Origin of the sequence: Alteromonas abrolhosensis (assembly GCF_001953635.1) — a bacterium.
Lineage (GTDB): Bacteria > Pseudomonadota > Gammaproteobacteria > Enterobacterales > Alteromonadaceae > Alteromonas > Alteromonas abrolhosensis.
Genome location: NZ_MEJH01000003.1, coordinates 345,189 through 358,279, shown reverse-complemented (window position 1 = coordinate 358,279; position 13,091 = coordinate 345,189). Strand labels below are relative to the sequence as shown.

Genomic DNA, 13,091 nt, shown 5'->3' with positions numbered 1-13,091 from the left:
TACCTTAGGTCTGGCTGAGTCGTTATTGACTTAGCCAGCCTTTTTCAACAGCCACATCAAGCTGCTGCATAACGTAGTCCCACAGCGCCGGTGCGCAAGACTTTAAGTGGGCATTACGCTTTTCAATTTTCTCTCTTGCAATACCGTGGCGTTTCCAGCTTCCCCCGTTGTCCTTCATATTTTGAAAAACGGGAAGTACGCGGTCCATTGATTTGGCAAATTCCGCATCAGCGGTTTCTGCAGCTTCAAATTCAAGCCATAGCTCGAGCATTTCATTATCAAGTGGACTCGGCAATAAACCAAAGATGCGCTTTGCAGCGGCCACTTCTTTTTCGGCTTGTGCGTCATGGTCGTTTGGATGATTGAAAGCAAACATATCGCCTGCATCGATCTCCACAATATCGTGAATAAGGATCATGCGAATGACGCGTGTCACATCGATGGGTTTTACCGCGTACTCGCTTAACATATTGGCCATTAGCGCAACATGCCAGCTGTGCTCTGCGGAGTTTTCTTGTCGATAGTTATCACAGGGAAGGGTGATTTGACGTTTTACCGCTTTTAGTTGGTCAAGCTCACAAATAAAGTCAGCGAACTCGCTTACAGCATACATTGGGGATTCTCCAAGGCGTAAAAATGGGCGCCTGAGCGCCCATTTAATTATTCAAAGTATAATGAGTGGCTAAATTATTAACCAAATTATTTCTGTTCAGATAACCACACGATTAGATCTGCGATATCGTCAAAGGTCATGTCAGCGGTAAATGTAGGTTGATATTTACCGTTGATGATGAAGCTTGGCACACCAGTTAAGTGCTCACGATACTCATCAATTTGCTGTTGATTCTTACGTACCATGCTATTTACGCCAAAGCTTTTAGCCATTTTATCAAACTCTTCACCGTCTACACCGTTCACAACGAAGATATTGCGAAGGTCTTTCAAACCTGTGATAGATGCACGTTGCTTGTGGATATAGTTAAAGATTGCTGCATTCATTGCGTCTTCTTGCTTCATCGCGCGAGCAATTAGCATGGCTTTAGTCGCATCGTCCTGAACTTCAGGACCAGTGAAGCGCATAAAATTAACGTGTACTTTATTGAATTTAGTACCGTCGCTTTTCTTTTCTTTAATTTGTGCAACGATTGGCTCGAACTGGAAGCAGTGAGGGCACCAAAATGAGAAATATTCTGTAATTACTGGCTTATCTGTAGCTTCTTTATCAAGCACAGTATAGTGAGTACCTTCTTTCCATTTAGACGCCGGCTCTTGAGCGCAGGCTGTTAGTGGCAAAAGCATTGCCATGACAAACATTACTGCAAACTTTTTCATGGAATATAATCCTATGTTCAAAAAACTATTATCGATAATGAGATTATCACAGGCTTGTTCGCTTAACTAGGACCTGTTCTACTTCAATGCCTTACTACGCGATAAGCTCACTAAAAAAACACGATTCAATGGCAAGGTAACCCATCGTGTAAATGCAGTACTGTAAATACGGCATGATGAACAGAATCTGAATCAACAAACCCTAACAGAAGCCTAACAAAAAGGGCTATACCCATGTATAGCCCTTCATTGTTTGTTGATTGCACGTTGAGTTTTGCCTTTAAGCAACGCTCAACAGAAGGTTCATTAACGTTACATCACTTACATGCTGTAGTTAACAAGAAGCAGAGCTCGGCGCTCTTGACCAGCATAACCCACGATGTCTTCGTAATCGGTATCAAATACATTGTCGACTTTCAACGAAACCTGCCACTGCTTATCTATCTGATAGCCCAAATTAACGGTTGCAAGCGTATAGGCTGATAGCGCCAATGTCTGAGACGGTTCAGGGTAAGGAGGGAAGAAGGTGTCGTAATGGCTTCCTGTGTAAGCTAGCTTGGTATAGAAGCTGAACTTCTGGGTTCCAAAGTCAGTGTTATAGGTTAATGACCCTTGGTGTCGGGCACGACGCAGTTCAGTGGTGGTTATACCATTGTCGGTTTGTTCCGCATCAAGATAACTATAGGCTGCGGTAAAATCGCCGTAGCCACTGTCCCAGCTAAGTTCCACATCAATACCTTCTCGAGAGCTGTCGCCATCAATATTGTCTGCGCTATACGCGCCCAAATCTGACACATAAACAAAGCCATTGATTTCGTCTTCAAGGTCGGTTGTGTAGGCACTGATGTGTGCTGACAGTGACTTCCAGTTTGCTTTAACGCCTACTTCCCACTCTTCACTGGTTTCAGGCTCTAAGTTTGGATTACCGATGAAGCTTGCAGGGAAGTAGCCAAAGCGCTCGGTGAAGGTGGGTGTTTTAACGGCTTTACCATAGCTGGTAAAAACTGCGTAGTAATCGTTAAGCTGCCAAGTAAGGCCGCCGCGATAACTAACGGCATTGTCAAACTCACTGTTATTGTCGAATCGTGCGCTTAGTGTTGCGGTTAGTGATTCGGTTAACTGTCCGTTTGTTTCGGCAAATATGCTATAAGTGTTGTCGTGCTGTTTCTGGTTCGGATCGCCAAACGCAATTGGACCACGTTGGTTAAAAAGGCGTTGAAGATATTCAACACCACCAGCGAGATCCCAGTTGTCGATAGTGTAGAAAGCTGTCCAGTTTAACTCTATACGTTCACCGGTAGTGCCACCTGTGTCTGCACCAGACTCTGTGTTGTCGCTTTCGTCTTTACGATAATGCGCACTTAGCGCAGCGCGATAACCGGTATTTTCTGGGGCAAACTCCCATCTTAATTTAGCACTAAGTTGTGAGCCATCCGTCACGTTGTCTGAATCAGCGGGGAGACCTGTCGTAACAAAGTCAGTGCCGTCGTAGTCATTCTCGTATTGAACAGTGCGAAGGTTAGCAATTAACGTATGTTCAGACGTTGCAGCATAATTAATATTAATGCCAGCGGTCATGTTGTCGTAGCCATCATCTTCGTTACCTACACGAGATACGTTGTCGCCGTCGGTGCGAATGTAGCTGGCGTATGCTGAAACACCCACGTTATCGCTTTGCGAACGCGCGTTCATGCTGCCCTGTAGCGTACCTTGTGTGCCAACGCCTGCAGAGAAGTCTACGTGTGATGCATTATCGGTAAACTGACCAGATTTGGTGGTAATGCTTAATACACCACCGATAGCACCACTGCCCCATCTAGCGCTTTGCGGGCCACGCAAAAGTTCAATGCGCACCACGTTGGCGCTAGTTAGGTGAGCAAGGTCAACAAGGCTTCCTTGACCTACATCGTTGGCGACAACGCCATCAATTAAAACAAGCAGGTGGTTTGTTTCACTGCCGCGCACGCGCAGCTCTGTTAAACCACCAGGGCTGCCTGACTGAGACAAGCTTACGCCAGGTAAGCCGCGAATAAGGTCGGTAAGTTGAAGTGCGCCCGAAGCTTTAATGTCGCTTTCAGTTAGCACCGATACTGAGCCAGGAAGTTTAGTTAACGAAATAGGCAAACGTGTGCCTGTTACCGTTAAAGTTTCAATGTCTTGGTCAGAGTTTTGGGCAAAGGTAGCTGTGCTTATGCACGAGATAACTGCAGCGCTTAGGGCTGCTTTAGTAAAATGTGTACGCATGGTTTTTATGTTGTCTTTGATGCGCTCCACCCGAGCACATGATTAGGGAAAGTGTACGTTTTTTGCTTATTTTCGAAGGGGAGTAAGCAAATGACACCATGAAGTACAGGCCGGTATCCGGGCTTACTCACCATTACCAAGTATGTAATGGCTCTTTTGCCTTCCCATCTATTGGTGTTTAGTTACGCAGGAGCGCGCATAAACATATAAAAGACAGTGGCGTATGAAAAGAAAACGACAATGCGTTGAGTTTACCGTTGCGGGGGCAGCATCAGCTTTTCACTGATTTCCCGTTTAACCCTTGTCACCGTAGTTAATATGGCATTAGACAAGAGCACCTACACGCCATCGATTATATCGAAGTTAAAAAGTGATAGCGAATACGGTTTCTTATACCTTACGCTTTTTCGTAGTTACTAAATGGTTATCGAAATCGGTCATCGATGCCGGTTGTGGAAAAAGCGTAAGGTTTTAGGTGTAGAGGTCGACTCAATAGCCCAATTTCAGTGGAGGCTCTTGAAGTGCAGACAGTTGCTCTTTTAAGGCAAGAATTTGACCTTCCCAGTATTTGTCTTCAGCAAACCAGGGGAATGCACGTGGAAAAGCAGGGTCTTCCCAACGGCGGGAAAGCCACGCCATATAATGCACCATTCTCATTGCGCGAAGGGGTTCAATAAGCGGCAGTTGTGCAGTATCAAACGAGTGAAACTCCTCGTAAGCTTCAACCAGAGTATCGAGCTGCAATAGCTGTTGCTGACGGTCACCGCTTAACATCATCCACAAATCTTGAATGGCGGGCCCCATACGGCAATCATCAAGATCAACGAAGGTCGGACCGTCGCGCCATAGTATATTGCCTGGGTGGCAGTCGCCGTGAAGTCGAATACTCGATGTTGGCTTGTAAGCTTTTTGGGTGGCTTCAATCACAGGATTAAGTATGGCGAAAAATGCTGTTTTTAAATGCTCTGGCAATAGTGTGCTTTGAGCAATAACTTGCTTTGGCTCGATGAGATAACTTTCAATGTCAATCGAAGGGCGGTGCGTAAAACCTTTCGCTGATGCAACTCGATGAATACGGCCAATAAAGCGTCCCATCCATTCAAGTTGATCAAGGTTGTCATTTTCGAATTGTCTGCCGCCGACCGACGGGAACAACGCAAATCGGTAATCAGTCTCAGCTACGGTGTGATGGTGCAGCGTGTTACCGTTTATGACCATAGGGGCAGCCAACGGGATTTCGTTTTCAATTAGCTCGGCGGCAAATTCATGTTCCTCAAGAATTTGAGCATCTGTCCATCGCCCAGGACGATAGAATTTTGCCACATAGCGTTGACCGTCTTCAGCCAAAAATTGGTAAACGCGGTTCTCATAGCTATTCAAGGCAAGCAGACCGCTTTGAAGAAAAATGCCCTGACTTTCCAGGGCATCTAATATGGTGTCTGGACTAAGCCCAGAGAAAGAAAAATCTGTCATCGATAAAGGAACTTGGTTGGTTCATCAACAGTAACCGTTTCTCCATCAATAGTGGTGGTTACGCTGATAAAAATATCGGTAACCGTATCTTCCAGATTATAGGCGTCGGTTGCAACCGAAATTGGTGTGCTGTATACCGCACCGCCTTCAACCGTCACTGTTTGTTCACCAATGTACTTGTAGTCAGGCAGACCTTTTACAGCAATTGTGTAGGTTTGTGCTTGCTGTGTTTTGTTAAGCACTTTTATCGTATAAACGTTCTCAATTAGGCCTTCGTTTGTTTCACGATACAGTGAGTTTCTGTCGCGAATAATGTCCACTTCAGTGGGGCTGCGCATCCAAATATTGGCAAACAGTAAGCCAATCATGACCACTAAAACCACAAAGTAACCAATTAATTTTGGACGTAAAATGTGAGTCTTACCGCCAGCAAGTTCTTCTTCCGAAGTAAAGCTTATCAGGCCTTTAGGGTAACCCATCTTATCCATAACGCCGTTACAAGCATCAACACAGGCACCGCAGTTTATACATTCGTATTGTAAGCCGTTTCGAATGTCGATTCCGGTTGGGCATACCTGAACACATAAATTACAGTCGATGCAGTCGCCCAATCCCTTTTCCTGCACTTGTTCGTGACTAAGTTTACGCGGACGTGGACCGCGTTGTTCACCACGTTTTGCATCGTACGATACAGTAAAGGTGTCTTTGTCGAACATGGCAGACTGAAAGCGAGCATAGGGACAAATGTGCGTACACATGATTTCACGCATGTAGCCAGCGTTTCCGTAGGTACATACGGCAAAGAAAATCACAGAAAATCCTGCCCAGAAGCTGGTGTCGAATGTCACGAAATCAATAAACAGGGCATCAATGGGTGTGAAGTAACCAACAAAGGTTAAAGCGGTGAGCAGTGCTACCAATACCCACGCAGTGTGTTTAGCGGTCTTTCGCAGGAATTTATCTGCATCCATTTTACGTGCGTCTAGCGCTATACGTTTATTTCTGGGGCCTTCGAATTTCTCTTCGAACCACGTATAAATGTATACCCACGTTGTTTGAGGGCACATAAAGCCACACCACACACGACCTGCGAAAGTGGTGACAAAGAACAAAGCAAAGGCAGATACAATAAATATGTAAGCCAGCAGCGTAAGATCTTGAGGCCACAATGTCAGTGAGAAAATGGTGAATCGCTGTTCACCAATATCGAGTAACACCGCCTGATGGCCGTTGTACTGAATCCATGGAATGATGGCAAAGAGGCCCAAAAAGAAAAGGCCAAACATGCGCCTGAACGTCTCTAGAGGACCTTGTACAGCTCTCACATAAATACGGCTACGAGAGTCGTAGCGCTTACCCTCAGGACTGCCTTTGGGTTTATGTACTTTTACCGGCGTAACGGTCTTAACCGGTATTTGTTCATTCATAGCTTAACCTTATGTGACATTTCAAACTGCCTGTGCAGTATAACTGCGTTCAAAACGTCATATTTAATGTAGATCAATAATGCGGCGTATGGTGTATCTTTTTAAAGTTTCAGTCAATACTGAAACTTCAGAATATTAATTGTTTTTTGCTTTTTCCCCTTCATTTTAAGCAAGTCTGTAAATAGTTAAATACAGATTCATGAATAACGAGGATTAGTATGACGGACACTTACTATTCGACGTTCAACAACGGTGATTAAGCTTTATCTACTATACATGAGTATAGTTTGCTGTATTTACAGATAAACTGAAATCACACTACTATCATCGATAATAATGTGGTCAATTGCCGTTTAAATCGTGTACAGTGAGCATTGTGAAAATGTAGATTGGCAACGGTAGTTGAGCACATACGGTAAAAGCGCTTAAACACTTGGCGCTATCTGTTGTAAACGTCTGTCGAAGTTAGCTGAGAAGTCATGTTAAGGTTTTTTATCATCGCTGCTGAAATTATTGTTCTGGTAATTGTGTTGCGATCTCCCTTTGTTCAGTATCTCTTTGAAGATATCCAAAACTCTGTGTCGGAATGGCTAGTTTCAATTGCAACCTTGCCCGAACGAGAAGAACTGAGTAGTTTACAAGATACAATTAATATTCAATTAAGCCCTTTAAAGCCTTACCAGCAGGCGTATGTTCAGCAAATCACCGCTGACAGCGCAAGCGTTAAACGTTTTTATCACACCTATTGTGAAAAGGACGATATAAACCCGAACTTTACGGGAACTAAACGCGCTCAACTATGCCTAATCATTAAGCAGTCGCCAGTTATGCAAGTAGCAAGGCGAGACTAACCGATTCTATCTGATTAGGTTAAAGTTAAACGGTCGGTATTTGCTATACGCAATAGCGTTTCAATGTCTCGCAAAATCCACTGTTAAAACGGCTGTATTTAGGAGCATAAAAGTGAATAAATTACGTACTTTTTCTTGTTTAGGTTGTGCCACTGCGGTAGGACTTCTTGCTGTTTTCGCTCCCACCCACGCGGCAGAGGTAAAGATTACTTGGGAAGAACCTGAAACGTATAGCGATGTTAAGCCAACTAATGAGTCTCGCAAACGCTTTCGCGAACGTACATTAGAAGATCTGGAACAGCACATTGTCGAGTTAGCCAGTGATTTACCTGAATCACAAGTGCTTTCAATGACCGTAACTAATGTGGATTTGGCAGGGCAGGTATGGCCTAGTCAGTTTGTCGGGTTCGGATCAGGTGGTGGAAGTGATGTCCGCATTATCAAGCGCATCGATATTCCTAGAATGACGTTTAGTTACTCTTTGACCAACGCTGATGGACAAGTCATTTTAAGTGGCGAAGATGTAAAACTTAAAGATATGGACTTTATGGATTCGACAATTCGCCGCAACAGAACTGAGTCGCTAACTTATGAAAAGGCGATGTTGAACGATTGGTTTGCTGATACGTTTTCGGCGCAGGTAGCGGTGAACAATTAATGCCATTGTTCATGAAATACTAATAAAAAAGGTCACGTGTAGTGACCTTTTTTGTTTTAGCCCCACTGCTGTGGGCTGCGACGATGAATTACTTACAAGTAATCGAACTCGTTGCCTGATATAGCAAGGGTGCTTTCAGGGCCAGCTTTGTAAGCTGCTTTGTGTGCATCGCGACGCACTAGGATACGTTCGACGTAAAAGTCGCGTGTCTTCATCTTAGACGCTGCAAGTACTGCGTTACCTGAAGTTTGGGCTTTGTCAGCCATGCTATACCACAGTACCCCAATCAGTGAATAGGCGCTGTACGCCAAATAATCACAGGCAGCTGCCGCAGCAGTGGTTGCATCCATACCTAGACAGTCAGCTGAAGAGGCACGCCAGTCATCAAGAATACCCTGCGCCAGGCCTTTAGCCTCACCATCTTGAATGTCGCTAACTAAGGCGTTAAACGCATTGTACGTAGCTTCCATCATTTGTCCGCCATCACGGGTAAGCTTTCGGCCAATAAGGTCCAGCGCCTGAATGCCGTTGGTGCCTTCGTACAGCATGGCAATACGCACATCGCGCATTAGCTGTTCCATGCCCCATTCGCGAATAAAGCCGTGACCGCCAAACACTTGCACGCCTAAGCTGGTGGTTTCAAGGCCCATATCAGTCATAAAGGCTTTGCAGATTGGGGTTAAAAACTGAAGTACCTTGTCGGCATCTTCTTTTTCTTGACCTTCACCTAGCTTCTCTACATCCATAAATTTGGCGTAGAAAAGCGAGAGTGCACGGCAGCCTTCAATCAATGATTTTTGCGTAAGTAACATACGCGCTACGTCAGGTTGAAATACAATTGGGTCTGCTTTGCCTTCAGGGTTTTGAATACCCTGAGGTGCGCGAGACTGAACGCGTTCACGAGCATAGGTCAGCGCGCCTTGGTAAGAGGCTTCTGCCGCTCCTAAACCTTGCAGGCCTACTTGGAAGCGTGCATCGTTCATCATGGTGAACATACATGCCAAGCCTTGATTTTCTTCACCTACGAGGTAACCCGTCGCGCCATCAAAATTCATCACACAAGTCGGGCTCGCTTTGATCCCCATTTTGTGTTCGATGCTTCCCACTGACAGACTGTTTGCCTCGCCAGGCTCATTGTTGGCATCTGGAAGGAACTTAGGCACTAAGAATAAGCTTATTCCCTTCACGCCTTTAGGTGCATCTGGCAAGCGAGCTAGCACAAGGTGAATAACGTTCGAGCTCCAGTCCTGATCACCAGCGGTAATAAATATCTTGTTACCTGTTACTTTGTAGCTACCGTCACCTTGTGGCTCTGCTTTGGTGCTAAGTAAGCTCAAATCGGTTCCCGCATGAGGTTCGGTCAGGTTCATAGTACCTGTCCACTCACCACTAATTAGCTTGGCAAGATAGATATCTTTTAATTCTTTACTGGCGTGCTTAGTAACCGCAAGTGTCGCGCTTTCTGTAAGCATGGTGGTTAAACGCCAGCTTAAGTTTGCCGCGTTTAGCATTTCGTGAACAGGCACAGCCATTGTATACGGCAAGTCTTGCCCATCGTACTCGGCAGTACCTAACATCGCATTCCAGCCGTTTGCCACGTACTCCTGATAGGCATCAGAAAAGCCTTTAGGCGTGGTAATTTTGCCGTCTTTTAGCGTACAGCCTTCTTCATCGCCTTCACGGTTAAGTGGTGCAACCACGTCCAGAGCAAACTTTGCGCCCTGTGCAATAATTTCATTAGCCAGTTCGCTATCAAAGTCGCTGATACCGAGCTTTTCGTAGTGAGCATCAAGTCCAAGCCAGTCTTTTAATAAAAACTGAAAATCAGTTGTAGGGGCGTGGTACAGAGGCATGGATGACTCCTTTTTCAAACAAGTGTTTTAATTTTGCCTATTATAGTCACAAAAAGCGTAGTCCGAATAGTCCGTTAAAGGAAAGTTAATAATAAATTTGGGTGATGTATTCACTGTAACTGGCTGGGAAAGGTGAGTGGGCTATTAGCTAAAAAGCGTGTGAGTGTGAAGCAAGTTCCTTGCAATTCAAATTCTCACTGGCATGCTTAGCCCTAAATGAGTTAACGCATAAACTAACGCTTTTATAGCGCGGTACCTAACAACATGAATTCAGATAGCTTTAATAGTAACGACGGGGTCACAAGTGACAAAGCGCAGCGTCCAGTTTGCATTGTAACGGGCGGAAGCCTGGGCATTGGTTTTGCGGTTTGCAAGCTGTTCAGTCAAAACGGCTACCAAGTGGTTAATCTTGATATCAGAGACTTTGAAGAAACCATTGATAATGCCGTCTGGAAGCCTTGCGATGTGAGTGTGGTAAAAAATATTGAGGCTGCGATTAATGAGGTTGTAGCCTCATATCAAAGAATAGATGCTTTAGTGTGTAACGCGGGCATACACGTTTCAGCGACTATTGAAGATACCGATGAGGCGCTGCTTGATAAGGTTTTAAACCTGAACGTAAAAGGAGCGTATGGCGCAATCAAATCTTGCCTTCCAATCATGAAAGAGCAGGGTAGTGGTGCCATTGTGGTAATGGGCTCAGATCAGTCATTTATCGGTAAGCGTAATTCGTTTGCCTATGGCGTCAGCAAAGGTGCGTTGGCGTCTATGGCGAAAACTACCGCGCTTGATTACGCGCCCTATAATATCCGCGTTAATGCAGTTTGCCCCGGTACCATAGAAACGCCGTTATTTCATAATGCGATTGATAACTACGTTGCTCGCTCTGGGGCAGATAAAAGTGAAGTGGTTGCCGAGGAAGCCGCTGCACAACCTATCGGACGCCTTGGTCAGCCAAAAGACGTAGCTGAACTGACTTATTTCTTGTGCAGCAGCAAAGCGTCGTTCATCACGGGCAGCCTGTATGCGGTTGATGGGGGCTATACAGCGCAATAGAAAGGCAGCCTTAATTGCGCTATTCGCTGGTACATAAGTCAAGGTTCGACAAGTAAAAATGAAAAAATATTCAGGTGCTTGGATAGACTCTCATATTCATTTCTTTGCCTTAAGTGAAGGGCGTTACGATTGGCTAAAACCTGCCAATGCGCCCTTTTGGCCAGACAAAATGGTGATTGCCAAACTCACTACAGAGCACACGCTCTACCGCGCTTCATTAGGCCGGTTAGGTGGGTTTGTTCACATTGAAGCGGGTTTCGATAACGAAAGACCATGGCGTGAAATTGCTTTCTTGGAGCGCCATTGTACGCTGCCATTTCGTTCAATTGGGTGTATCGACTTAACCGGAAATACTGTTGGCAGTCATATCGACAAGCTCAATAATTACCATTCAGTACGCGGGCTTCGTCATATATTAGATGACGAGGCTGAAGCACTTTTACGTACCCCTAAAGTTAAATGGGGGCTTCATCATATGGCGTCGCAAGGCTTATCTTTTGAGGCGCAGTTAAATCTTGCAGATAGCAATGCCGTACGTGCGCTGCTAACGGTATTAGAACAAACGCCTGCGTTAAACGTAGCTATCAACCATGCCGCTATAGCGCCGATTGAGGTAAAGAGTTTTGCGTTTAAAACATGGCGGCAGAATATTCGCGACTTAAATGAAACTGAGCAAGTTGTGTTTAAGTTCTCGGGATTAGAAATGCAAGACCGCTGTTGGCAGTGGCAGCGAGCGTCTTATGTTTTTGAAACCTTGCTGGACACCGTTGGCACAGATCACATGATGTTTGCCAGCAATTACCCGCTGTGTCAGTGGCGAATGCCGTATGCCGCGCTTTGGCACGGGTTCGTTGACATGACAACGCCGCTTTCTGTAACTCAAAAAGCGGCGCTGCTGTATGGTAATGCGAAGCAATGGTACGGCATCGCATAAAACGGGTTTAGCTTAAGTGCAAAGCTAGCGTCGGGTTTATTGTTTTTCAATAAATCCCTTAAGCTTCTACATTATTTTAGTGCAGTGACCGTCATGTGTGGAGAGCGGTAAACCACCTCATCATTTAAATCGATACCAATCCCCGGTGTGTCAGGTGCTTCAATAAAGCCGTTTACCGGCTGAGGGTCTTGGATACAAAGTTCACGGTTCCAGTCTTTAATGGCGTAAGTGTGGTGCTCGTGAATTAAGAAGTTTGGAATGGCCGTTTCTAAATGTAGGCTAGCCGCTGTAGCCACAGGCCCTCCACATACGTGAGCCTGAATGCGAACATCGTAAATGTCAGCATAGTCACACACTTTTTTCGCTTCCGTGAAACCACCACAAAGGCCTACATCAGGTTGAAGTACATCAATTGATTGGTCTTCAAGGTAAGGGCGCACATCCCAGCGATGATACAAGCGCTCACCGCCCGCAATGGGCACGTTCACGTTTTTCGCCACTTTGTCGTGAAGCTTCGAGTTAAGGTAATTCACTGGCTCTTCGTAATACAAGCAGCCGATTTCCTCAACGATGTCGCCCAATTGAATAGCCGTTGATGCACCTAATAAGCTGTGACATTCAAAGATGATGTCGCCGTCTTCGCCCATGGTGTCTCTAATAGCCTGAAGGCGGGCTTTGAAAAGTTTAAGCTCTGGCTTAGTGAAGAGCTTGGTCCTGTCGAAGTGCGTGTTACCGTCTTTATCGTAAACAATGGGGTCAACTTTTACTGCGTCATAACCATCTTTAAGCGCTTTCTCGGTGGCGCGAGCATAGTCAGCGGGGTCGTTAAGCTTGGTTACTTCTTTATCCCAGTCAAACTGAAGCTGGCTGGCGTAGCTACGAAGCTTGCCATTGGTCTTGCCGCCAAGTAATTCGTAAACAGGCAAGCCAAGTGCTTTGCCTTTAATATCCCAAAGTGCAGTATCAATGGCGCTCATCGCTGCATAAATTACAGGGCCGCCGCCTAATCCCCAGAAACCTTCGCGCAGCATTCTGGACCAGAGCAGTTCCGTGTGGAAAGGGTTAAAGCCAATTAGCATGGCTTCGGCGATTTCTTTAATCATGTGAGCTGCAGCGCTATGGCCCCAGTCATAAGCAAGCCCTGCTTCACCTACTCCAGTAATGCCTTCATCGGTGTAAACGCGCACGAAAACAGGGTTCCACTGAGGGCGCTTAGGGCATTCGATATCGAAAATTTCTACTTTGGTGACTTTCATAATGGTT

The 13,091-nt window shown here is 45.5% G+C and carries 11 protein-coding genes and 1 riboswitch; of the genes, 4 read left to right on the top strand and 7 right to left on the bottom strand.

Going from position 1 to position 13,091, the window contains the following annotated elements; all coding sequences use genetic code 11:
* Positions 1 to 22: 22 nt before the first annotated feature.
* The 5 genes from BGK61_RS03655 to ccoG all read right to left on the bottom strand — a co-directional run bounded on the left by BGK61_RS03655 (position 23) and on the right by ccoG (position 6,476).
* Complete coding sequence (locus BGK61_RS03655) at positions 23 to 613, bottom strand: HD domain-containing protein (RefSeq protein WP_014997293.1); 591 nt, start codon at positions 611 to 613, stop codon at positions 23 to 25.
* 86 nt (positions 614 to 699) lie between these two features.
* Positions 700 to 1,332, bottom strand: a complete 633-nt coding sequence (locus BGK61_RS03650) for a thiol:disulfide interchange protein DsbA/DsbL (protein ID WP_014997294.1) — start codon at positions 1,330 to 1,332, stop codon at positions 700 to 702.
* 321 nt (positions 1,333 to 1,653) lie between these two features.
* Positions 1,654 to 3,576, bottom strand: a complete 1,923-nt coding sequence (locus tag BGK61_RS03645) for a TonB-dependent receptor plug domain-containing protein (RefSeq protein WP_234349515.1) — start codon at positions 3,574 to 3,576, stop codon at positions 1,654 to 1,656.
* A gap of 91 nt (positions 3,577 to 3,667) precedes the next feature.
* Positions 3,668 to 3,933, bottom strand: a riboswitch (cobalamin riboswitch).
* A gap of 132 nt (positions 3,934 to 4,065) precedes the next feature.
* Complete coding sequence (locus tag BGK61_RS03640; protein WP_014997296.1) at positions 4,066 to 5,049, bottom strand: serine/threonine protein kinase; 984 nt, start codon at positions 5,047 to 5,049, stop codon at positions 4,066 to 4,068.
* Positions 5,046 to 6,476, bottom strand: coding sequence for a cytochrome c oxidase accessory protein CcoG (ccoG, locus tag BGK61_RS03635; RefSeq protein ID WP_014997297.1), 1,431 nt, complete (start codon positions 6,474 to 6,476; stop codon positions 5,046 to 5,048). The genes BGK61_RS03640 and ccoG overlap by 4 nt, the downstream gene beginning before the upstream one ends.
* A 479-nt stretch (positions 6,477 to 6,955) precedes the next feature.
* On the opposite strand from ccoG, the gene BGK61_RS03630 reads away from it, so the two are divergent.
* Both BGK61_RS03630 and BGK61_RS03625 read left to right on the top strand, forming a co-directional pair.
* Positions 6,956 to 7,327: a hypothetical protein gene (locus BGK61_RS03630; protein ID WP_014997298.1), complete on the top strand. Its 372-nt coding sequence runs from the start codon at positions 6,956 to 6,958 to the stop codon at positions 7,325 to 7,327.
* Between the two features lie 112 nt (positions 7,328 to 7,439).
* A complete protein-coding gene (locus tag BGK61_RS03625; protein ID WP_014997299.1) occupies positions 7,440 to 7,985 on the top strand; it encodes a DUF3016 domain-containing protein in 546 nt (181 codons plus the stop codon).
* A gap of 92 nt (positions 7,986 to 8,077) precedes the next feature.
* Here BGK61_RS03625 and BGK61_RS03620 read toward each other — a convergent pair whose 3' ends face one another.
* The gene (locus BGK61_RS03620; RefSeq protein WP_076012332.1) at positions 8,078 to 9,838 is read right to left on the bottom strand and encodes an acyl-CoA dehydrogenase family protein; all 1,761 of its coding nucleotides are present in this window, start codon (positions 9,836 to 9,838) and stop codon (positions 8,078 to 8,080) included.
* A gap of 264 nt (positions 9,839 to 10,102) precedes the next feature.
* On the opposite strand from BGK61_RS03620, the gene BGK61_RS03615 reads away from it, so the two are divergent.
* The gene (locus tag BGK61_RS03615) at positions 10,103 to 10,894 is read left to right on the top strand and encodes an SDR family NAD(P)-dependent oxidoreductase (protein WP_076012331.1); all 792 of its coding nucleotides are present in this window, start codon (positions 10,103 to 10,105) and stop codon (positions 10,892 to 10,894) included.
* 58 nt (positions 10,895 to 10,952) lie between these two features.
* Positions 10,953 to 11,828: an amidohydrolase family protein gene (locus BGK61_RS03610; protein WP_076012330.1), complete on the top strand. Its 876-nt coding sequence runs from the start codon at positions 10,953 to 10,955 to the stop codon at positions 11,826 to 11,828.
* 71 nt (positions 11,829 to 11,899) lie between these two features.
* Here BGK61_RS03610 and BGK61_RS03605 read toward each other — a convergent pair whose 3' ends face one another.
* Positions 11,900 to 13,084 (bottom strand): mandelate racemase/muconate lactonizing enzyme family protein, encoded by a 1,185-nt coding sequence (locus BGK61_RS03605; protein WP_014975676.1) that lies wholly within the window; start codon positions 13,082 to 13,084, stop codon positions 11,900 to 11,902.
* Positions 13,085 to 13,091 lie beyond the last annotated feature (7 nt).

Coding starts and splice junctions, on each gene's coding strand:
- BGK61_RS03630 (WP_014997298.1), top strand. CDS start 6,956: ATGTTAAGGTTTTTTATCATCGCTGCTGAAATTATTGTTCTGGTAATT.
- BGK61_RS03650 (WP_014997294.1), bottom strand. CDS start 1,332: ATGAAAAAGTTTGCAGTAATGTTTGTCATGGCAATGCTTTTGCCACTA.
- BGK61_RS03615 (WP_076012331.1), top strand. CDS start 10,103: ATGAATTCAGATAGCTTTAATAGTAACGACGGGGTCACAAGTGACAAA.
- BGK61_RS03605 (WP_014975676.1), bottom strand. CDS start 13,084: ATGAAAGTCACCAAAGTAGAAATTTTCGATATCGAATGCCCTAAGCGC.
- BGK61_RS03610 (WP_076012330.1), top strand. CDS start 10,953: ATGAAAAAATATTCAGGTGCTTGGATAGACTCTCATATTCATTTCTTT.
- BGK61_RS03620 (WP_076012332.1), bottom strand. CDS start 9,838: ATGCCTCTGTACCACGCCCCTACAACTGATTTTCAGTTTTTATTAAAA.
- ccoG (WP_014997297.1), bottom strand. CDS start 6,476: ATGAATGAACAAATACCGGTTAAGACCGTTACGCCGGTAAAAGTACAT.
- BGK61_RS03640 (WP_014997296.1), bottom strand. CDS start 5,049: ATGACAGATTTTTCTTTCTCTGGGCTTAGTCCAGACACCATATTAGAT.
- BGK61_RS03655 (WP_014997293.1), bottom strand. CDS start 613: ATGTATGCTGTAAGCGAGTTCGCTGACTTTATTTGTGAGCTTGACCAA.
- BGK61_RS03645 (WP_234349515.1), bottom strand. CDS start 3,576: ATGCGTACACATTTTACTAAAGCAGCCCTAAGCGCTGCAGTTATCTCG.